This is a genomic window from Pseudomonas sp. LS1212, from assembly GCF_024741815.1.
Classification (GTDB): domain Bacteria; phylum Pseudomonadota; class Gammaproteobacteria; order Pseudomonadales; family Pseudomonadaceae; genus Aquipseudomonas.
This window is the reverse complement of sequence record NZ_CP102951.1, coordinates 1,515,601-1,534,633: the sequence shown is the minus strand read 5'-3', so window position 1 is coordinate 1,534,633 and position 19,033 is coordinate 1,515,601. Positions and strand designations below refer to the sequence as shown.

Below are 19,033 nucleotides of genomic sequence, written 5' to 3'. Positions count from 1 at the left end.
ACTTGAGACCTGAGTCATTCGGATTTGATCCGCTCATAGTCACGCATCTTGTTGGCAATCGTCGTATGTGAAACGCCCAGGCGCTTGCCTAACAAACGACTGCTGGGATATTCGGCATGCAACCGCTCCAGCACCGCCTTTTCAAAACGCCCGACAATCTCCTCCAGACTTCCTTCCAGGGAAAACTCTCCCAATGGCTGCCGGACATTGTAATCAGGCAAGCGAATATGCTCGGCCTTGACCACCCCACCCTCGCACAGGGAAACCGCCTGGAACAGGACATTCTCCAACTGCCGCACATTGCCTGGCCAATGATAATGGCTGAGCCGGTCCATGGCCGCCGGGGCCAATTTGGGCAAAGGGCAACCGATTTGCCGGCTGGCCTGGTCAAGAAAATGCTCGACCAGCGGGGGTAGGCCATCAAGGCATTCACGCAGGGGCGGGATATGCAGGGACAACACATTGAGCCGGTGATACAGGTCCTGGCGGAATTCGCCCCGGGCGCACAGCTCGGACAAGTCCACCTGCGTGGCGCAGATCACCCGCACATCCAGATAGACCTCTTCGTCGCTACCGACCCGACGGAAACAGCCATCCTGCAGAAAGCGCAGCAGCTTGACCTGCAGGCGCGGGCTCATCTCACCGACACCGTCGAGAAACAGCGTGCCACCTGCTGTCAGCTCCAACAGCCCGAGCTTGCCTTCGGCGCGTGCACCCTCAAAGGCGCCCGGGCCGTAACCGAACAATTCGGTTTCAGCCATGGACTCGGGAAGTCCGGCGCAGTTGAGCGCCATCAAAGGTGACTGCCCACGCGGGCTCGCCAAGTGACAGGCACGTGCGAGCAGCTCCTTGCCGGTGCCGGTTTCGCCCTCGATCAACAGCGGCGCGTCCAACGGTGCCATGCGCCGCGCCTCGCGCACCACCGCCGCCATCACTTTCGAGCTCTGGAAGATGCTGTCGAAACCGCGCAGCTCCTGTTTGCGCACATGGTAGATGCGCTCGCCGATGCGGTCGGCCCGGTGCAGGGTCAACACCGCACCGGCCAGGGCCTCACTGTCGTCGTGTTCTGATTGCAGCGGCGCGATGTCGGCCAGAAACACATCGCCCTTGACCTTGACCCGCAGGCCATTGATCCGCGATTTGTTGGCCCGGACCAGCTCCGGCAGGTCGAAGTCTTCGGCATAGCGCGACAGGGGCATGCCCGGCACTTCATCCACGCGCACCCCGAGCAACTGCGCCGCCGCCCGGTTGGCCGCGACGATCGAGCCGCCCATGTCGATCGACAAGACCGGAAACTCCAGCGCACCGAGCAAGGCATTGAGCTCCATGTGCCGACGCTCGCTGGGCATCAGCCCCACCCGCTTGACGCCGAACACACCGCCGATAGCTTCGAATTTCGGCCGCAGGGCCTGGAACTGCAGATTGATCAGGTTCGGGCAATGCAGATAGATGGCGTTGCCGTGTTCCCCACCCACTTCACCGCGGGCGACGTTGATCCCGTATTCCACGAGCAGGTTGAGAATGTCGCGAAGAATGCCGATGCGGTTCTGGCAGTGGACTTTGATACGCATAAAAAGGGCCCATGACGGTGGCTGAGGCGGGCTGAAACAGCGCTTTTGACTAAAATTATTTATAGAGGAGCGCGAATAATCGTCAAGATTATGTGACATATACAGGACATTTCAACAGCAACAAGGTCAGCGTTTACGGCATTTCGGCATAATCGTAAAGTTTTCGTTACGAAATACCGGCACCTTTGACCGACCCAAAGCCCTGGGGGTGGATGCAAGCTGCGGCGCCGTGGGTTATCACTAACTCATTGCAACAATCGTCATCGCAACAACCCATAACAATAATGGCCCTCAGCAGGAGTGCAGTATGAAGCAGACGAAGTACGTGGCTCGCAAGCCCGATGACCAGGGATTCATCGAGTATTCGCCGCAAGAGCACGCCGTCTGGAACACCCTGATCACCCGTCAATTGAAGGTGGTCCAGGGCCGTGCGTGCCAGGAATACCTGGACGGCATCGACCATCTGGGCCTGCCCCATGACCGCATCCCGCAACTGGGCGAGATCAACAAGGTGCTCGCCGCCACCACCGGCTGGCAGGTTGCGCGAGTTCCGGCACTGATTCCCTTCCAGACCTTTTTCGAGTTGCTGGCCAACAAACAGTTTCCGGTGGCCACCTTCATTCGTACCGAAGAAGAGCTGGACTACCTGCAAGAACCGGACATCTTCCACGAGATCTTCGGCCACTGCCCATTGCTGACCAACCCCTGGTTCGCCGAATTCACCCACACTTATGGCAAGCTAGGCCTCAAGGCCACCAAGGAGCAGCGCGTCTACCTGGCCCGCCTGTACTGGATGACCATCGAGTTCGGCCTGGTCGAGACCGCCCAGGGCCGTCGGATCTACGGTGGCGGCATCCTCTCCTCGCCGAAGGAAACCGTCTACAGTCTGTCGGGCGAGCCCGAACACCAGGCGTTCGATCCACGCGAAGCCATGCGTACCCCGTATCGCATTGATATCCTGCAGCCACTGTATTTCGTCCTGCCGGATCTCAAGCGGCTGTTCGACCTGGCCCATGAAGACATCATGGGCATGGTCGAGCAGGCCATGCAGATGGGCTTGCACACTCCGAAATTTCCACCGAAAGCCGCCTGAGCGCTTTCAGTCAAACCATAACAATAGTCTTCAGGAAACCCATATGAACGCCTTGAACCAAGCCCATTGTGAAGCCTGCCGCGCCGATGCCCCTCAGGTCAGCGACGAAGAACTGCCGGTACTGATCAAGCAGATCCCTGACTGGAACATTGAAGTGCGCGATGGCGTGATGCAGCTGGAGAAGGCCTTCCTGTTCAAGAACTTCAAACACGCCCTGGCGTTTACCAACGCAGTGGGTGAAATCTCCGAAGCCGAAGGCCATCACCCAGGCCTGCTGACCGAATGGGGCAAGGTCACCGTCACCTGGTGGAGCCACTCGATCAAGGGCCTGCACCGCAACGACTTCATCATGGCAGCGCGTACCGATGAAGTCGCCAAGGAAGCCGAGGGCCGCAAGTAATGCACTTCGGCCCAATCGAGCGGGTACCTGGCGATCCGATCCTGGGCTTGATGGAGTCCTACGCCAAGGATGCGAATCCTAACAAATTTGACCTGGGCGTGGGCGTCTACAAGGACGCCATGGGCCTGACGCCAGTGCTGGCGGCCGTCAAGCAGGCCGAGCAACGCCTGCTCGATCGCCAGACCAGCAAGACCTACGTCGGCGGTCACGGCGACAGCACCTTTGGCCAGTTGCTCAGCGAGCTGGTACTGGGCAGCGATTCCAGGCTGTTGCGCGAATTGCGTGTCGGCGCCACCCAGACCCCGGGCGGCACGGGCGCACTGCGCCTGTGCGCCGATTTCATCAAGCACTGCTTGCCCGGGCGCGGTATCTGGCTGAGCGACCCGACCTGGCCGATCCACGAAACCATCTTCGCCACGGCGGGGCTGAAAGTGGGCCACTACCCTTATGTCGGCCAGGACAATCGCCTGAATGTCCCGGCGATGCTGGCAGCGCTGGAAGCCGTGCCCAAGGGTGACATCGTTCTGTTGCATGCTTGCTGCCACAACCCGACCGGCTTCGATTTGTCCCAGGCAGACTGGAAGCAGGTACTGGACGTGGTTCGCCGGCGCGACCTGTTGCCTCTGATCGACTTCGCCTACCAGGGCTTCGGTGATGGCCTGGAGCAGGACGCCTGGGCGGTGCGACTGTTCGCCGAGGCGCTGCCCGAGTTGCTGATCACCAGCTCCTGCTCGAAGAACTTCGGCCTGTACCGCGAGCGCACCGGCGCATTGCTGGTATGTGCCAGCGATGCGCAGAAGCTGCTGGATGTACGCAGCCAGCTGGCCTTCATCGCCCGCAACCTGTGGTCGACGCCGCCGGACCATGGCGCCGCCGTGGTTGCGGAAATCCTCGGCAACCCTGGGCTGAAAAGCCTGTGGGCCGACGAAGTCGAAGGCATGCGCCTGCGTATCGCGCAACTGCGCAGCGGGCTTCTGGAGGCGCTGGCGCCTTACGGCCTGTCTGAGCATTTCGCTCATATCGGCGTGCAACGCGGGATGTTCTCCTATACCGGGCTGACGTCGGCGCAGGTTCAGCAGTTGCGCGAGAAGCATAGCGTCTACATGGTCGGCTCCGGTCGCGCCAACGTGGCGGGCATTGACGCCACGCGGCTGGATGCGCTGGCCAAGGCGATTTCCGAGGTGTGTACGGCGTGAAATCGATCGCTGGCAAGCCAGCTCCTACAAAGTTCACGCGAACCCTGTAGGAGCTGGCTTGCCAGCGATAAGGCCCTATGAGACACCACAAAATCCCCCAGCCAGTCGGCAGTTAAAATCTCCCTGTCATGAAAACTGCTGTACCCTGCCTGTGCTTTTTCCAATCAACCAGCACTTGCGAGGTGTGACGACGATGCACGAAATCCCCAACCTCCCCTTCCCAAGCCTGCACGAACCAGAGCAGCAGCCTTCCCAAACCGCCGGCACCGAGCCCGCATTCAAGGCTGAAACCGAAGCCGATGAAACCCTCAGCGCTGACAGCCAAGGCTGACGAGCGCTCCTGACAGACTGTGTGAAAGCCGTCGCTGCCCATGCCAGTGCGCTTTCACACAGCTCAAAAGCTTTTTCTCCTGCACAACGCCCCTCTCGGCGTCCTTCAGGCTTATCATAGCCAGCTAAGTATTTTTCCCTGCGGTTCTTTCCATGCCTGATACCCAGCACCCCATGGCGGTCACGCTGCAAGTCGTCTCAATTGTGCTGTTCACCTTCATTGGCTATCTGAATATCGGTATTCCACTGGCGGTCCTGCCCGGCTACGTTCACAGCGACCTGGGCTTCGGCGCGGTGATTGCCGGCCTGGTGATCAGTGTGCAGTACCTGGCCACGCTGCTCAGCCGCCCCTACGCCAGCCGCTTGATAGACACGCACGGCAGCAAGCGTGCCGTGCTTTACGGGCTGACCGGCTGCGGCCTGAGCGGTGTGTTCATGTTGCTGTCCAGCTGGCTGCAGGGCATGCCGCTGATAAGCCTGATCAGCCTGCTGATCGGACGCCTGGTATTGGGCAGTGCCGAAAGCCTGGTGGGCTCGGCCTCGATCAGCTGGGGCATCGGCCGGGTCGGCGCGCAGAATACGGCCAAGGTGATTTCCTGGAATGGCATCGCCAGTTACGGCGCGCTGGCCATCGGCGCCCCGCTCGGCGTCGTGCTGGTCCAGCAGTTCGGTTTGTGGAGCATGGGCGTCAGCATCATGTTGCTGGCCGCCATCGGCGTGGCCCTGGCCTGGCCAAAACAGGCGGCGCCTGTTGTGGCCGGTGAGCGCATGCCGTTCCTGCATGTGCTGGGCCGCGTGCTGCCACATGGCTCGGGCCTGGCCCTGGGCTCGATAGGCTTCGGCACCATTGCCACCTTCATCACCCTTTACTACGCCAGCCACGACTGGGCCAATGCAGCGCTCTGCCTGAGCCTGTTCGGCGCCAGCTTCATCAGCGCACGCTTGTTGTTCGGCAACCTGATCAACCGCATCGGCGGGTTCAGGGTGGCCATTGCCTGCCTCTCGGTGGAAACCCTCGGGCTACTGCTGCTGTGGCTGGCGCCCAGCGCGGAACTCGCCCTGGCCGGGGCAGCCTTGAGCGGTTTCGGTTTCTCGCTGGTGTTTCCCGCGCTGGGCGTGGAAGCGGTCAACCTGGTGCCAGCCTCCAGTCGCGGTGCGGCGGTGGGTGCCTACTCGCTGTTCATCGACTTGTCGCTGGGTATCACCGGCCCTCTGGCGGGTGCCATTGCGGCGGGGTTCGGCTTCGCTTCAATCTTTCTGTTCGCGGCCTTCGCTGCGATTGGCGGCTTGCTGATCAGCCTCTACCTGTATCGCCAGGCGCGCCGCCGGCCCCGTTAGTAATCCACCTTGCCGCGGCCGGCCTTGATCGTCCCTCGCTTGCTCTTGGTCTCCAGCCGGCGAGTCTTGGAACCCAGGGTCGGGCGGGTGGGCCGGCGGGCCTTCTCGACCTTGGCCGCACTGACAATCAATTCACGCAGGCGCTCGAGGGCATCGGCGCGATTCTGCTCCTGGGTCCGGTACTGCTGGGCCTTGATGACAATGACCCCTTCGCTGGTGATCCGACTGTCACGCAACGCCAGCAACCGCTCCTTGTAGAACGGTGGCAAGGACGAAGCCTGGATATCGAAGCGCAAGTGCACGGCACTGGAGACCTTATTGACGTTCTGCCCCCCGGCGCCCTGGGCGCGGATGGCGGTCAATTCGATCTCGGCATCGGGCAGATGCACGGCGTTGGAAATCACCAGCATGGGGCACACTTGGGTAAAGGCAGAATGCTCAGGATACCCGCTCCACCGCGCAAAACAAAAAACCCGGCGCGTGGGCCGGGTTTCAGGGGATAGACGCACAACTTGTAGCCGCTGCCGCCAGGCTGCGCTGAGGTCCGCCAGGACCTCTATTGCGGTCTTGAGATCCTGCGCCCGCTACGCAGGCGAGCGCAGCTTGGTGGCAGCGGCTACAGCACTGCGCCGGGTCTTGAGCACATAGCAACCCCACATGACCAGCAGCCACACCGGAATCGCATAGACCGACATCTGGATACCCGGAATCAGCAGCATGATACCGAGGATGAACACCACCCAGGCCAGGCAGATGTAGTTGCCGTAGGGGTACCACAGCGCCTTGAACAGCGGGGACTGTTTGGTCCGCAGCATGTGCTGGCGGAACTTCAGGTGCGAGTAGCTGATCATCGCCCAGTTGATCACCAGTGCCGCCACGACCAGCGACATCAACAGCTCCAGCGCATGCTGCGGGACGAAGTAGTTGAGCAACACCGCTACCAGGGTTACCACCGCCGAGGTCAGGATCGCCCGCACCGGCACGCCGCGCTTGTCGATCTTGGCCAGCGCGCGCGGGGCATCGCCCTGTTCGGCCATGCCGAAGAGCATCCGCGCATTACAGTAGGTACCACTGTTGTACACCGACAACGCTGCGGTCAGGACCACGAAGTTGAGGATGTGCGCCGCCGTGTCGCTGCCCAGCATCGAGAACACTTGTACGAACGGGCTGCCGCTGTAGGCATCACCGGAAGCATTGAGGCTGGTCAGCAGGCTGTCCCACGGGGTCAGCGACAACAGCACCACCAGAGCGCCGATGTAGAAAATCAGGATCCGGTAGATCACCTGATTGATCGCCTTCGGAATCACGGTCTTGGGCTTGTCGGCTTCTGCAGCGGTGAAACCGAGCATTTCCAGGCCGCCAAAGGAGAACATGATGATGGCCAGGGCCATGACCAGTCCGCTGACGCCGTTAGGGAAGAAGCCACCGTGCTCCCACAGGTTGCTGACCGACGCTTGCGGGCCGCCGCTGCCACTGACCAGCAAGTAGCTGCCCAGGGCGATCATGCCGACGATCGCCAGCACCTTGATGATCGCGAACCAGAACTCGGCCTCGCCGAAGACTTTGACGTTGGTGAGGTTGATCAGGTTGATCATCACGAAGAAGACCGCCGCCGAAACCCAGGTCGGGATCTCCGGCCACCAGTAGTGCACATACTTGCCGACCGCCGTCAGCTCGGACATGCCGACCAGGATGTACAGCACCCAGCAGTTCCAGCCCGACAGGAAGCCGGCGAAACCACCCCAGTATTTATGGGCAAAGTGGCTGAAGGAGCCGGCCACTGGTTCTTCAACGATCATCTCGCCCAACTGGCGCATGATCATGAAGGCGATGAAGCCGCAGATCGCGTAGCCGAGAATCATCGACGGACCCGCCGACTTGAGTACCCCGGCCGAGCCCAGGAACAGTCCGGTGCCGATCGCGCCACCGAGGGCGATCAGCTGGATATGGCGATTTTTCAGGCCGCGTTTCAGCTCACCTGAATGCGAGTTTTGTCCACTCATTTAACGGAGTCACCTGTTTGTTTTTGTCTGTGACGGAATCGGACCCACCGCGCTCGTGGCGCAGCGGAGTGAACAAGGCGGATAGCCTCGAATTTAGTGGACATGAACCGTTCCGCACTGGCGGCTACCAGTGTTGGCGAGGGCTCGACGTCCGCAGTTTTGCGCGGTACGCAGTTGGGTCACAGTTAAAACGCCGCGCATTGTACACCGGTGCCATAAGCAGGGTTCAACACGTGCGTCACTGTTCCTTGAGCACGCCTCGCTTGATCTGGTCTTCTTCGATGGACTCGAACAGCGCCTTGAAATTGCCCTCGCCAAAGCCCTGGTTGCCTTTGCGCTGGATGATTTCAAAGAAGATCGGGCCAATCACCGTGTGGGTGAAGATCTGCAGCAGAATGCCGTCGTCGGTGGGTGAACCGTCGATCAACAGACCCAGCTCACGCAGCACTTCGGTGGGTTCACCATGCCCGACCACACGCTGGTCGACCTTGTCGTAGTAAGTGTCCGGGGTGGCCATGAACTCGACGCCGTTGGCCCGCAACCGGCGTACGGTCTGGTAGATGTCGTCGCTGGCCAGGGCAATGTGCTGAATGCCTTCGCCATGGTATTCACGGATAAATTCTTCGATCTGGGATTTGTCGTCGGCCGATTCATTGATCGGAATGCGGATTTTGCCGCAAGGTGCGGTCATTGCCCGGGACAGCAGGCCGGTGAGCTTGCCTTCGATATCGAAGTAGCGGATTTCGCGGAAGTTGGCGATGCGCTCGTAGAAATTGGACCAGACATCCATCTGCCCGCGCTTGACGTTATGGGTCAGGTGATCGATATGGCTCAGGCCCACGGCGTTGTCCGTGGCCGTGCGCCCTTCGATGAACTCGAAATCCACGTCATAGATGGTCTTGTCGCCATAACGGTCGACCAGATAAAGCAGGGAACCGCCAATGCCTTCGACGCAGGGGATATTCAGCTCGCCGAAATTCGCATGGCTGCCCACCAGCCTGGCGCCTTGCGCCTGGACATAGGCGGCCGCCTGGCCGGCGTTCTTGACCCGGAAGGCCATGGCACAGGCGCTGGGGCCATGCTTGAGGGCGAATTCATGAACGTGCCCGGTGGGGCTGCCGTTGAGCACGAAGTTGATGTCGTTCTGCTGGAACAGAAAGACTTCCTTGCTGCGGTGGCGCGCCGTTTCGGTGAAGCCCATGGAGATGAACAGCTCACGCAGCTGCTCGATGCCTTCGGCGGTGGGTGCGGTGTATTCGACGAATTCAAACCCGTCGGTACCGATGGGATTGTGTTGCTCGATCTTGTTCACGGCGTTCATTGCGCCTCCCTTATTATTCTGGCCGGGGACCTGCTGTGCACGGCGGCATAGGCATATCAGACCGCTGTGGGGGTTTTGGGGCAAGGCGGTGGGAGGCGGGAAACAGACGCTTGGGCGCAAGATGCGGCAAAAAATTTATACAGATGGATCGGGCAGGCTGATTGGCTGGCAATTGGAGCTGTTTTCGTAACGTTTTGTTTACGGGGTGGTTCAGATAGTTGCCAGGGCATAAATGCAAAACGCCAACCCTGGGGTTGGCGTTTTGCTTGTTTGAGGGCCTGGCGGCCCTATCGCTGGCAAGCCAGCTCCCACAGGTGTTCACACAATCTTGGGCACACCCTGGTCCTTTGTGGGAGCGGGCTTGCCCGCGATCGACCGCGAAGCGGTCGCTATTACTCAGGCTTCGGCTTGCGACGCCCAAACCCCGGACGCTGCCCGCTACCAGCCGGCGGACCACGACGCTTGCCCGACGGCCCATCTTCGACCAGCACGATACCCGGACGCTTGTGCGCTGGCTTGGCCGGACGCTTGTTGGTATCGCTCGGGCGCTCGGCCACCGGCGTACCACGGCTCGAATCCTTGCGTGGAGCCTCTTTACGCGGAGACTCTTTGCGAGGAGCTTCACCACGCGGCGTGCGCACCGGACGTTGCTCTTCGCTGCGAGGTGCACGCGGCTCGCGCGCCGGGCGCTCGCCAGCCGGGGCATCGTTGGCCGGGCGCAAGGTGCGCACGCGCTCGCCACGACCAACCGGCCGCGAGGACTTGCGCTGCATCCGCTCGAGCTTGTCCTTGGACTTGGCGTTCATCTGTGGCATGGCGACAGGGGTCAGGCCGACTTCGGCAGCCAGGATATCGACTTCGCCCTGGCTCATTTCGCGCCAGCGCCCCATCGGCAGATCGGAGTTGAGGAACACCGGGCCGAAACGCACGCGCTTGAGCCGGCTGACCACGACCCCCTGGGATTCCCACAGGCGACGGACTTCGCGGTTACGGCCTTCCATCACCACGCAGTGGTACCAATGGTTGAAGCCTTCACCGCCCGGGGCTTCCTGAATATCGGTGAAACGCGCAGGGCCGTCTTCCAGGATCACGCCGTTCTTGAGGCGCAACAGCATGTCGTCGTCGACTTCGCCGCGTACACGCACAGCGTATTCACGGTCCATCTCGTAGGACGGGTGCATCAGGCGGTTGGCCAGCTCACCATCGGTGGTGAACATCAGCAGCCCGGTGGTATTGATGTCCAGGCGGCCGATGTTGATCCAGCGCCCTTCCTTCGGCCGTGGCAGGCGATCGAACACGGTCGGGCGCCCCTCGGGGTCGTCGCGGGTGCAGATCTCACCGTCCGGCTTGTTGTACATGATGACGCGGCGAACGGTTTCGGCGGCTTCTTCGCGCTTGATCACGCGGCCATCGACCGAAATCGCGTCGTGCAGGTCGACGCGCTGGCCAAGGGTGGCCTCTACGCCGTTGACCTTGATCCGGCCCTGGGCAATCCAGGCCTCGACGTCGCGGCGCGAACCCACGCCTATGCGCGCCAGCACTTTTTGCAGCTTTTCGCCGGCGGGGCGAATTACCTGGTCGTCTTTCTGATCGTGTTCACTCATCTGGGCACCTCCCGGTGTGTCGACGCAGGCCAAGACCCGCGGTATTGGAAACCAGTATTGCGGCGAATGAATCGCCAAAAGGTCGCGAATCATACGCTCATGGCGGCTGACGCGCATCTGAGACTAGTCGAAAAAGTCGCTGTGCCGGTTTTTTCCGCCGACCGGATGGCTTCAGTCCTGGCGCGAACCGGGCTCGGTCTCAAGCGCCTCGCCCTCCTCTGCACCATCCGACGCAGGTTCGAGCAAGTCATCGAAGTCGGTCTTGAGGCCCTCCTCCATGGTGTCGAGTTCGACCAGCAGGCTGCGAAAGCTGGTTTCGTCGCGCGGAGTTTGCACCTCGGCGCTTTCATCGGCCAATGCCTGCAAGTGAGCAGGCACCGGTGCATCGTCGAAGTCCAGCACCGGTGCCGGCTCCAGCTCGCGCAGCTCGGCCAGGGGCGGCAGATCGTCGAGGTTCTTCAGGTTGAAGTGATCGAGAAAGGCCTTGGTGGTCGCGAACATCGCCGGGCGGCCCGGCACTTCGCGGTACCCGACGATGCGAATCCACTCACGCTCGAGCAGGGTCTTGACGATGTTGCTGTTGACCGCAACGCCGCGCACGTCTTCGATTTCACCACGGGTGATGGGTTGGCGGTAGGCAATCAGGGCCATGGTCTCGAGCATGGCGCGGGAATAGCGTTGCGGCCGCTCTTCCCAGAGCCGACCGACCCACGGGGAGAACTTCTCGCGGATCTGCAAGCGATAGCCGGACGCCACTTCCACCAGCTCGAAGGCCCGGCCTTCAGAGGATTTGCGCAGCAGTTCGAGGGCCTTCTTGAACACAGGCGGCTCCGGGCGCTCGCCTTCTTCGAACAGTTCATACAGGCGATCGAGCGATTGCGGTTTGCCCGAGGCCAGCAAAAACGCTTCCAGCAAAGGCGCAAGTTCGCGCGGTTCATTCAAATTCATCGGTGTTACTCGGCTCGGGCACGGACATGAATCGCCGCAAATGGCTCATTTTGCACCAGTTCGATCAAGGATTCCTTGACCAGCTCGAGAATCGCCATAAACGTCACGACAACGCCCAGTTTGCCCTCTTCGGCGGTGAACAGCTCGACAAACGGCACAAACCCACCGCCCTTGAGCCGCTCCAGTACGTCGCTCATGCGCTCGCGGGTGGACAAGGCTTCCCGGCTGACCTGATGGCTTTCGAACATGTCGCCGCGGCGCAGCACTTCAGCCATCGACATCAGCAATTCCTCCAGGCTGACATCGGGCAGCAACTTGCGCGCCTTGGCCTGCGGGGCGTCCAGCTTGGGCACGTACAGGTCGCGGCCAACCCGGCTCAAGCCATCGATACCTTCGGCGGCGGCCTTGAAGCGTTCGTACTCCTGCAAGCGCCGGATCAGCTCGGCACGCGGGTCGTCTTCCTCGGCTTCGACTTCGGCAGACCGTGGCAGCAACATGCGCGATTTGATTTCGGCGAGCATGGCGGCCATCACCAGGTACTCGGCGGCCAGCTCCAGGCGCACGGTCTTCATCAGTTCGACATAGCCCATGTACTGCCGGGTGATTTCCGCCACCGGGATATCGAGGATGTTGATGTTCTGCTTGCGGATCAAGTACAGCAACAGGTCGAGCGGGCCTTCGAATGCTTCGAGAAAGACTTCCAGCGCATCGGGCGGGATGTACAGGTCGACCGGCATTTCGGTGAGCGCCTGGCCGTAGACCAGGGCAAAGGGCAGTTCCTGCTGGGCACCGGCCTGGGGATCCATGGGCTGCTCGGTGTCGGCTGCTACCTTGCTCACGCTTCGACCAGAAAAGGCGTTGGGTCGCCACAACCGACCCGGATGACTTCCGGCTCATCGTCGGCCAGGTTGATCACGGTCGACGCCTCCACGCCACCAAAGCCACCGTCGATGATCAGGTCGACCTGATGCTCGAGCAGCTGGCGCATTTCATAGGGATCGCTCATCGGCATGCTCTCGCCGGGCATGATCAGGGTCACGCTCATCAGCGGCTCGCCCAGCTGCTCCAGCAACGCCAGCGCGATCGGATGGCTCGGGACGCGCAGGCCGATGGTCCGACGCTTGGGATGCAGCAACAGGCGCGGGACTTCCCGGGTAGCGTTGAGGATAAAGGTGTAAGGCCCGGGGGTATGTGCCTTGAGCAGGCGAAACGTACCGGTATCGATCTTGGCGAACAGGCCCAGCTGCGACAAGTCGCAGCAAATCAGCGTGAAATTGTGATTGTTGTCCAGCTGGCGCAGACGCCGCACCCGTTCCACCGCATTCTTGTCACCGATCTGGCAACCCATGGCATAGGAAGAGTCGGTCGGGTAGATCACCACTCCGCCCTTGCGGATGATTTCTACCGCCTGTTTGATCAGGCGCACTTGCGGGTTTTCCGGATGAATCTGGAAAAATTGACTCACATTTTCTACCTGTTCAGACGGCGGCAATAGGCTGTTCATGTTTGAATCGGCACCATAACGGTGGCAAATCCTCTGGTACAGGCCGGTAGATACCGATCTCGGACCAGGTGCCCGGGGCATGGAAATCACTGCCGGCACTGACCATCAGACCGAACTCTCGAGCCAATATGGACAGGCTGCCGACCTGTTCGGCCGGCTGCATCCCGTTGACCACCTCGATGGCGTGGCCACCTGCTTGAATATAGTCGGCAATCAGCTTGCGACGCTTGCTGCGAGTGAAATCATAGTGCATCGGGTGCGCCAGGCTGACCCAGGCGCCAGCCTGGCGCAAGGTTTCGACGGTGTCTTCAAGGGTCGGCCAGTGCTGCTTGACGTCGCCCAGCTTGCCCGCGCCGAGCCATTTGCGAAAGGCCTCGGCGCGGTCTTTGACGAAGCCTGAATTCACAAGGAAATCAGCGAAGTGCGGGCGCGCCGGCGCGTTGCCGCTGTCGCCCAGAGCCTGCTGGATCGCGCGGGCACCTTCCATCGCGCCGGGCATGCCCTTGAGTGCCAGTCGTCGGCCAATTTCCTCGGCACGCAACCAGCGCCCGTGGTGCAAGCGCTCGATCGCCTCGACCAGCGGCGGTGCCGACAGGTCGAAACCATAGCCCAATACATGGATAGTCGCCCCACCCCAGGTACAGGACATTTCCACCCCACTGACCCACTGCATGCCCAGCGCAAGCGCCGCGGCACGGGCCTCTGGCAGCCCCTCGAGGGTGTCGTGGTCGGTCAGGGCCAGGACCCGCACGCCGTTTTCAAACGCACGCGCAACCAGTGCCGAAGGCGCAAGGGCGCCATCGGAGGCCGTGCTGTGGCAGTGCAGATCAACATTCATAGGTGGCGCTTTCGCTGTTATCGATGTTTGTTATTATGCCGGCACATCCTGCTTCTGGCTGCCACTGTGAAACAATTCATCGATTTCATCCCGCTGTTCCTGTTCTTCATCGTCTACAAGATCGAACCCCGCGCCGTCGACATCGCCGGCCAGACCCTTACCGTGGGTGGCATCTACAGTGCCACGGCCATGCTGATCGTCAGCTCGCTGGTGGTTTATGGCGCCCTGTTCATCAACCAGCGCAAGCTGGAAAAGAGCCAATGGCTGACGCTGGTCGCCTGCCTTGTGTTCGGCAGCCTGACACTGGCCTTCCACAGCGAGACCTTCCTCAAGTGGAAGGCACCGGTGGTCAACTGGCTGTTCGCCCTGGCGTTCGCCGGTAGCCATTTCATCGGCGACCGCCTGCTGATCAAACGCATCATGGGGCATGCACTGACCCTGCCCGAGCCGGTCTGGACTCGTCTGAACGTCGCCTGGGTCGCCTTCTTCCTGTTCTGCGGCGCGGCCAATCTGTTCGTGGCCTTTACCTTCCAGAGCATCTGGGTCGACTTCAAGGTATTTGGTAGCCTGGCCATGACCGTATTGTTCCTGGTCGGCCAGGGCATCTACCTGTCTCGCCATATTCACGACAGCGACACCACCACTCCGAAAACCGAGGACTGACATGCTCTACGCAATCATTGCCACCGACGTTGCCAACTCGCTGGAAAACCGCCTGGCCGCCCGCCCGGCGCATCTGGAGCGCCTGCAACAGCTCAAGGCTGAAGGCCGCATCGTGCTGGCAGGTCCTCACCCGGCAATCGACAGTAACGACCCGGGCGCAGCCGGCTTCAGCGGCAGCCTGATCGTCGCCGAATTCGATTCGCTCGGCGCCGCCCAGGCCTGGGCCGACGCCGACCCGTACATCGAAGCCGGCGTCTACGCCAACGTCGTGGTCAAGCCGTTCAAGCAAGTCCTGCCGTAACCTGCCCCATGGGCCGTGGCAAAAGTACAAACACTTTGGCCACGGCCGCATCAACGATTATCCTCTGTATTGCTCATTATTCTCGTTTGACTGCCGACAACGTGCTGAACACTCGATTGGATTCAGGAGTTGCGATGCGCCAAGGTACGTTGTGTCTGTTGTTTTCGCTGTTGTTGCTGACCCCTCGGGTACAGGCTGAAGAAGCTGCCCCGTCCGGGAAAACCGCGCCGTTCTCGCTGAGCGCCGGCAGTCAGATCAGCGAATTGCAACAGCAATTGAAGGAAAGCGAGCGTCAACGCGATGAATTGAGCAAGCAGCTGCAAACTGCCAGCAACGAGCATGAAACCGCCCTGCTGGGCAGGCTGCGCCAGGAAAATCAGCGTCTGAAACTGCAACTCAAGGAAGCCCGGGCCACTGCCACACCGCGCCTGCTGACCGATCAGCAGCAATGGTTCGTGATCGGTGGCGGGGTAACCTTGTTGGCAGCACTGTGCGGTATCCTCGCCAGTGGCGGACACAGAAAGCGTCGGCAATGGTTGAATTGAGTGAGTCATGAGCGAGCTGTTACTGATTGATGATGACCAGGAGTTGTGTGAACTCCTGACCAGTTGGCTGAGCCAGGAAGGCTTTCAGGTACGTGCCTGTCACGACGGCCACAGCGCGCGCCGCGCCCTGGCCGAGCACGCGCCGGCGGCAGTCGTGCTCGACGTCATGCTGCCCGACGGCAGTGGCCTGGAGCTGCTCAAGCAACTGCGCAGCGAGCATGCCGAACTGCCAGTGCTGATGCTCTCGGCGCGCGGCGAGCCGCTGGACCGGATTCTCGGCCTGGAACTGGGCGCCGACGACTACCTGGCCAAGCCCTGTGACCCCCGCGAATTGACCGCACGCTTGCGCGCCGTGTTGCGCCGCAGCCATCCGACAGCTGTCGCCAGCCAGATGGAAGTCGGCGACCTGTGCTTCAGCCCGGCCCGAGGCGTGGTCAGTATCGACGAACACGAATTGAGCCTGACCATCTCCGAAAGCCGCCTGCTCGAGGCACTGCTGCGCCAACCGGGCGAGCCACTGGATAAACAAGAGCTGGCGCAGATCGCCCTGGGACGCAAGCTGACCCTGTACGACCGCAGCCTGGACATGCATGTCAGCAACCTGCGCAAGAAGATCGGCCCGCACCCCGACGGCCGTCCGCGCATCGTCGCACTGCGCAGCCGTGGCTATTACTACAGCCTCTGATGTCAGTATCGGTGCGCAGGTCTTTACCGAAGCTTTACGCTCGCCTGACCGCCGTTGACCTTGATCTCACTAAACTAGGCTCATCCGGTAACTGACCGGGATCCAGTCAAGGAGATCCACCATGCGCAAGACCCTTATCGCCCTGATGGTCGCTGCAGCCCTGCCGACCGTTGCCATGGCCATGCCCGAAGGCGGCCCGCACGGCGGCGATCATCACCGCGGCCACGGCATGTACAGCCAGCTGGACCTGAGCCGGGAACAGCGTCAGCAAGTCGGTAAACTGATGGGCGAGCAAATGAAAAGCCGCCACGAAATCACCCAACGCTACCTGGAAAAACTGCCGGCCGCCGACCAGAAGGCCCTGAAGGATGAACTCAAGGCCAAGGAAGACAAGACCCAGAGCGACATTCGTGCACTGCTCAACCCCGATCAGCAGAAGCAGTTCGACGAACTGAAGAAAAAACAGGCCGAGCACCGCGCCGAATGGGCTGAATTCAAGGCCTGGAAAGCTGAAAAGGCCAACAAGGCACAGTAATCTGCAATCGCGATCCTTCGACCGCCCGCCCAGCCAGTGCTCCTTGGCCGGGCGGGCTTTGACTTTTTGAGGTGCCACTTTGCGTTCACTGTTCTGGCGAGTCCTTGCCAGTTTCTGGCTTGCCATCGCACTCGTCGCCGGCCTGTCTATCCTGCTCGGCCATATGTTGAACCAGGACGCCTGGATTCTCAGTCGCCACCCGGGCATCAACACCCTCGCCCAGACCTGGACCGAACGCTACGAAAGAAATGGCGCCGAGGATGCCCAGGAGTATCTGGAACAACGCAAACGGCGCTATCACATCGATGTCCAGGTGCTTGACGAAAGCGGCGAAGCCGTGGTGCCGGGAACCTTCCCGCGCCGGGCCGCTGCGTTCGAGGAACGCCGGCGCCATGACGAACGACCACTGCCCTGGCGCCGCCTCACCGTCGAACACACCAGCCCCGAGAGTGGCGAGACCTACCTGCTGATCTATCGCATTCCTCACCCGCAACTCGACGCCTGGCATCGCGACAGCCTGCTCTGGCCGCTCAGTGCCCTGGGAATCGCGCTGGTGGTGCTGACGTTGTTCAGCCTGCTGGTGACGCTCTCGATCACGCGCCCGCTCAGCCGCCTGCGCGGTGCGGTTCATGACCTGGGACAAACCACCTACCAGCAGAACAGCCTGGCGCAGTTGGCCAACCGGCGTGATGAGTTCGGTGTCCTGGCCAATGATTTCAACCGCATGGGGGCGCGACTGCAAAGCCTGATCGGCAGCCAGCGACAATTGCTGCGCGATGTTTCCCATGAACTGCGCTCGCCCCTGGCCCGCCTGCGTATCGCCCTGGCCCTGGCTGAACGGGCCGAGCCTGAACAACGGGAAAAACTCTGGCCGCGCCTGACCCGCGAGTGCGATCGCCTCGAGGCCTTGATCAGTGAAATTCTTGCCCTGGCACGCCTGGATGCCGAACATGCCAGCGCCGAGCCCATCGACCTGCAGGCCCTGCTCACCAACGTGCAAAAGGATGCCCAATTGAGTGCGCCGGAACAGGAGATTCGCATCGACGCCGAGCCCGAGCTGAGCCTGCAAGGCTGGCCGACCATGCTGGAGCGGGCGCTGGACAACCTGTTGCGCAATGCCTTGCGCTTCAACCCGCAGGGCCAGCCGATCGAACTCAATGGCCGCAAGTCGGGTGACCGGATAGTGCTGAGCGTCCGCGACCATGGCCCGGGCGTTGCCAGCGAACACCTGGCGCAACTGGGCGAGCCTTTTTTCCGTGCGCCCAACCAGACCGCGCCCGGCCATGGCCTGGGCCTGGCCATCGCTCGCCGCGCGGCGGAACGGCATGGTGGCAGCCTGACGCTGGCCAATCATCCTGAGGGTGGGTTTGTGGCTTGTCTGGAGTTGCCGTTGGAGCCGAATGGGGCTTCCGTTGGGGTTTGATGGTATTTGTGCGGGCCTCATCGCTGGCAAGCCAGCTCCCACAGAATCAGGCGGTGCACGGTCCTTGTGGGAGCTGGCTTGCCAGCGATGAGGCCGCATAGCGGCCTCTAAGCGGCAGTCCAGGCACTGACAAAATCAGCAGTAGCCAACGGCTGCGGTACACGCAATTCCTTCTGCGGCGTCCCGATGTACAGAAAGGCAATCACCTCCTCCCCGTCACCCAGCCCCAACCCCTTGGCCACGTGCGCGGCATAGGCCAACTCCCCCGTACGCCATACCGCGCCAATCCCCTGGGCATGTGCCGCAAGCAGAATGCCGTGGGCTGCACACGCGGCCGCCAGCTTTTGCTCGGATTTGGGTATTTTGAAATGGTCCTGCAACCGGGCAATGACCACCACCAGCAGCGGGGCACGCAACGGCATGGCCCGCGCCTTTTCCAGGGCTGCTTCGGTAACGTCCACGCCCTTGATCTTGACCGCTTCGGCCAACAGCTCACCGAGCTGCTCGCGTGCAGCGCCTTCAACCGTGAGGAATCGCCACGGGTGCAACTGGCCATGATCGGGCGCACGCAATGCCGCCTGGAACAGGATTTCCCGTTGCGCCGCCGTGGGTGCCGGATCGATCAGGCGCGGTACGGAAACACGGTTGAGCAAAGCGTCGAGAGCCTCCATCGGCTACCCCCAATAAGAAATGTGCAACCATTCTACCGTTTACATGCCCCAGCCCATAGGTAGA

20 protein-coding genes and 1 pseudogene are annotated in these 19,033 nt (G+C 61.4%); 11 read left to right on the top strand and 10 right to left on the bottom strand.

The annotated features are described in order from the left end of the window. Positions 1–14: 14 nt before the first annotated feature. Complete coding sequence (locus NVV94_RS07185; protein ID WP_258446527.1) at positions 15–1,571, bottom strand: sigma-54-dependent transcriptional regulator; 1,557 nt, start codon at positions 1,569–1,571, stop codon at positions 15–17. 307 nt (positions 1,572–1,878) lie between these two features. Between NVV94_RS07185 and phhA the strand changes: the two genes are divergently transcribed. The 5 genes from phhA (at position 1,879) to NVV94_RS07160 (ending at position 5,928) form a co-directional block, all read left to right on the top strand. Continuing rightward, on the top strand, positions 1,879–2,664 hold the full coding sequence (phhA, locus tag NVV94_RS07180; RefSeq protein WP_258446526.1) for a phenylalanine 4-monooxygenase: 786 nt from the start codon (positions 1,879–1,881) through the stop codon (positions 2,662–2,664). A 43-nt stretch (positions 2,665–2,707) separates the two neighbouring features. Further along, on the top strand, positions 2,708–3,064 hold the full coding sequence (locus NVV94_RS07175; RefSeq protein WP_258446525.1) for a 4a-hydroxytetrahydrobiopterin dehydratase: 357 nt from the start codon (positions 2,708–2,710) through the stop codon (positions 3,062–3,064). After that, positions 3,064–4,260 carry an amino acid aminotransferase gene (locus tag NVV94_RS07170; protein WP_258446524.1) on the top strand — a complete coding sequence of 399 codons (1,197 nt, stop codon included), beginning with the start codon at positions 3,064–3,066 and terminating at the stop codon, positions 4,258–4,260. The genes NVV94_RS07175 and NVV94_RS07170 overlap by 1 nt, the downstream gene beginning before the upstream one ends. Before the next feature lie 193 nt (positions 4,261–4,453). Further along, complete coding sequence (locus NVV94_RS07165) at positions 4,454–4,591, top strand: hypothetical protein (RefSeq protein WP_258446523.1); 138 nt, start codon at positions 4,454–4,456, stop codon at positions 4,589–4,591. Between the two features lie 152 nt (positions 4,592–4,743). After that, positions 4,744–5,928, top strand: a complete 1,185-nt coding sequence (locus NVV94_RS07160; RefSeq protein WP_258446522.1) for an MFS transporter — start codon at positions 4,744–4,746, stop codon at positions 5,926–5,928. Here NVV94_RS07160 and arfB read toward each other — a convergent pair. The 8 genes and pseudogenes from arfB to NVV94_RS07120 form a co-directional block, all read right to left on the bottom strand. Continuing rightward, on the bottom strand, positions 5,925–6,338 hold the full coding sequence (gene arfB / locus NVV94_RS07155; RefSeq protein WP_258446521.1) for an alternative ribosome rescue aminoacyl-tRNA hydrolase ArfB: 414 nt from the start codon (positions 6,336–6,338) through the stop codon (positions 5,925–5,927). The two genes, NVV94_RS07160 and arfB, sit on opposite strands and share 4 nt — an antisense overlap. A gap of 174 nt (positions 6,339–6,512) precedes the next feature. Then, positions 6,513–7,931 (bottom strand): amino acid permease, encoded by a 1,419-nt coding sequence (locus tag NVV94_RS07150; RefSeq protein WP_258446520.1) that lies wholly within the window; start codon positions 7,929–7,931, stop codon positions 6,513–6,515. 238 nt (positions 7,932–8,169) lie between these two features. After that, positions 8,170–9,252, bottom strand: a complete 1,083-nt coding sequence (hppD, locus tag NVV94_RS07145; RefSeq protein ID WP_258446519.1) for a 4-hydroxyphenylpyruvate dioxygenase — start codon at positions 9,250–9,252, stop codon at positions 8,170–8,172. A gap of 392 nt (positions 9,253–9,644) precedes the next feature. Then, complete coding sequence (gene rluB, locus NVV94_RS07140; RefSeq protein WP_258446518.1) at positions 9,645–10,856, bottom strand: 23S rRNA pseudouridine(2605) synthase RluB; 1,212 nt, start codon at positions 10,854–10,856, stop codon at positions 9,645–9,647. A 189-nt stretch (positions 10,857–11,045) separates the two neighbouring features. Continuing rightward, positions 11,046–11,804: pseudogene (gene scpB / locus NVV94_RS07135) on the bottom strand (SMC-Scp complex subunit ScpB); the annotation flags it as partial. 5 nt (positions 11,805–11,809) lie between these two features. Next, a complete protein-coding gene (locus tag NVV94_RS07130) occupies positions 11,810–12,508 on the bottom strand; it encodes a ScpA family protein (RefSeq protein ID WP_258447639.1) in 699 nt (232 codons plus the stop codon). Positions 12,509–12,639: 131 nt separating this feature from the next. Then, positions 12,640–13,269: an L-threonylcarbamoyladenylate synthase gene (locus NVV94_RS07125; RefSeq protein ID WP_258446517.1), complete on the bottom strand. Its 630-nt coding sequence runs from the start codon at positions 13,267–13,269 to the stop codon at positions 12,640–12,642. Between the two features lie 13 nt (positions 13,270–13,282). After that, a complete protein-coding gene (locus tag NVV94_RS07120; RefSeq protein WP_258446516.1) occupies positions 13,283–14,146 on the bottom strand; it encodes a PHP domain-containing protein in 864 nt (287 codons plus the stop codon). A 66-nt stretch (positions 14,147–14,212) separates the two neighbouring features. On the opposite strand from NVV94_RS07120, the gene NVV94_RS07115 reads away from it, so the two are divergent. The 6 genes from NVV94_RS07115 to NVV94_RS07090 all read left to right on the top strand — a co-directional run bounded on the left by NVV94_RS07115 (position 14,213) and on the right by NVV94_RS07090 (position 18,298). Further along, the gene (locus tag NVV94_RS07115) at positions 14,213–14,809 is read left to right on the top strand and encodes a septation protein A (protein WP_258446515.1); all 597 of its coding nucleotides are present in this window, start codon (positions 14,213–14,215) and stop codon (positions 14,807–14,809) included. Position 14,810: 1 nt separating this feature from the next. Beyond that, the gene (locus NVV94_RS07110) at positions 14,811–15,110 is read left to right on the top strand and encodes a YciI family protein (protein ID WP_258446514.1); all 300 of its coding nucleotides are present in this window, start codon (positions 14,811–14,813) and stop codon (positions 15,108–15,110) included. A gap of 134 nt (positions 15,111–15,244) precedes the next feature. Continuing rightward, positions 15,245–15,655 (top strand): translation initiation factor 2, encoded by a 411-nt coding sequence (locus NVV94_RS07105; RefSeq protein WP_258446513.1) that lies wholly within the window; start codon positions 15,245–15,247, stop codon positions 15,653–15,655. Between the two features lie 7 nt (positions 15,656–15,662). Then, entirely contained in the window at positions 15,663–16,340 is a 678-nt protein-coding gene (locus NVV94_RS07100) for a response regulator transcription factor (RefSeq protein ID WP_258446512.1), read from the top strand. A gap of 121 nt (positions 16,341–16,461) precedes the next feature. Next, positions 16,462–16,875 (top strand): Spy/CpxP family protein refolding chaperone, encoded by a 414-nt coding sequence (locus NVV94_RS07095; protein ID WP_258446511.1) that lies wholly within the window; start codon positions 16,462–16,464, stop codon positions 16,873–16,875. Between the two features lie 79 nt (positions 16,876–16,954). After that, entirely contained in the window at positions 16,955–18,298 is a 1,344-nt protein-coding gene (locus NVV94_RS07090) for a HAMP domain-containing sensor histidine kinase (protein WP_258446510.1), read from the top strand. Positions 18,299–18,405: 107 nt separating this feature from the next. Here NVV94_RS07090 and NVV94_RS07085 read toward each other — a convergent pair whose 3' ends face one another. Continuing rightward, positions 18,406–18,969 (bottom strand): nitroreductase family protein, encoded by a 564-nt coding sequence (locus NVV94_RS07085; protein ID WP_258446509.1) that lies wholly within the window; start codon positions 18,967–18,969, stop codon positions 18,406–18,408. Positions 18,970–19,033 lie beyond the last annotated feature (64 nt).

Bases quoted from the DNA above. Each gene is read 5' to 3' on its own strand.
- arfB (WP_258446521.1), bottom strand. From the start codon at position 6,338: ATGCTGGTGATTTCCAACGCCGTGCATCTGCCCGATGCCGAGATCGAA.
- phhA (WP_258446526.1), top strand. From the start codon at position 1,879: ATGAAGCAGACGAAGTACGTGGCTCGCAAGCCCGATGACCAGGGATTC.
- NVV94_RS07170 (WP_258446524.1), top strand. From the start codon at position 3,064: ATGCACTTCGGCCCAATCGAGCGGGTACCTGGCGATCCGATCCTGGGC.
- NVV94_RS07165 (WP_258446523.1), top strand. From the start codon at position 4,454: ATGCACGAAATCCCCAACCTCCCCTTCCCAAGCCTGCACGAACCAGAG.
- NVV94_RS07110 (WP_258446514.1), top strand. From the start codon at position 14,811: ATGCTCTACGCAATCATTGCCACCGACGTTGCCAACTCGCTGGAAAAC.
- NVV94_RS07085 (WP_258446509.1), bottom strand. From the start codon at position 18,969: ATGGAGGCTCTCGACGCTTTGCTCAACCGTGTTTCCGTACCGCGCCTG.
- NVV94_RS07150 (WP_258446520.1), bottom strand. From the start codon at position 7,931: ATGAGTGGACAAAACTCGCATTCAGGTGAGCTGAAACGCGGCCTGAAA.
- NVV94_RS07185 (WP_258446527.1), bottom strand. From the start codon at position 1,571: ATGCGTATCAAAGTCCACTGCCAGAACCGCATCGGCATTCTTCGCGAC.
- NVV94_RS07105 (WP_258446513.1), top strand. From the start codon at position 15,245: ATGCGCCAAGGTACGTTGTGTCTGTTGTTTTCGCTGTTGTTGCTGACC.
- NVV94_RS07160 (WP_258446522.1), top strand. From the start codon at position 4,744: ATGCCTGATACCCAGCACCCCATGGCGGTCACGCTGCAAGTCGTCTCA.
- NVV94_RS07095 (WP_258446511.1), top strand. From the start codon at position 16,462: ATGCGCAAGACCCTTATCGCCCTGATGGTCGCTGCAGCCCTGCCGACC.
- NVV94_RS07120 (WP_258446516.1), bottom strand. From the start codon at position 14,146: ATGAATGTTGATCTGCACTGCCACAGCACGGCCTCCGATGGCGCCCTT.
- rluB (WP_258446518.1), bottom strand. From the start codon at position 10,856: ATGAGTGAACACGATCAGAAAGACGACCAGGTAATTCGCCCCGCCGGC.
- NVV94_RS07100 (WP_258446512.1), top strand. From the start codon at position 15,663: ATGAGCGAGCTGTTACTGATTGATGATGACCAGGAGTTGTGTGAACTC.
- NVV94_RS07175 (WP_258446525.1), top strand. From the start codon at position 2,708: ATGAACGCCTTGAACCAAGCCCATTGTGAAGCCTGCCGCGCCGATGCC.
- hppD (WP_258446519.1), bottom strand. From the start codon at position 9,252: ATGAACGCCGTGAACAAGATCGAGCAACACAATCCCATCGGTACCGAC.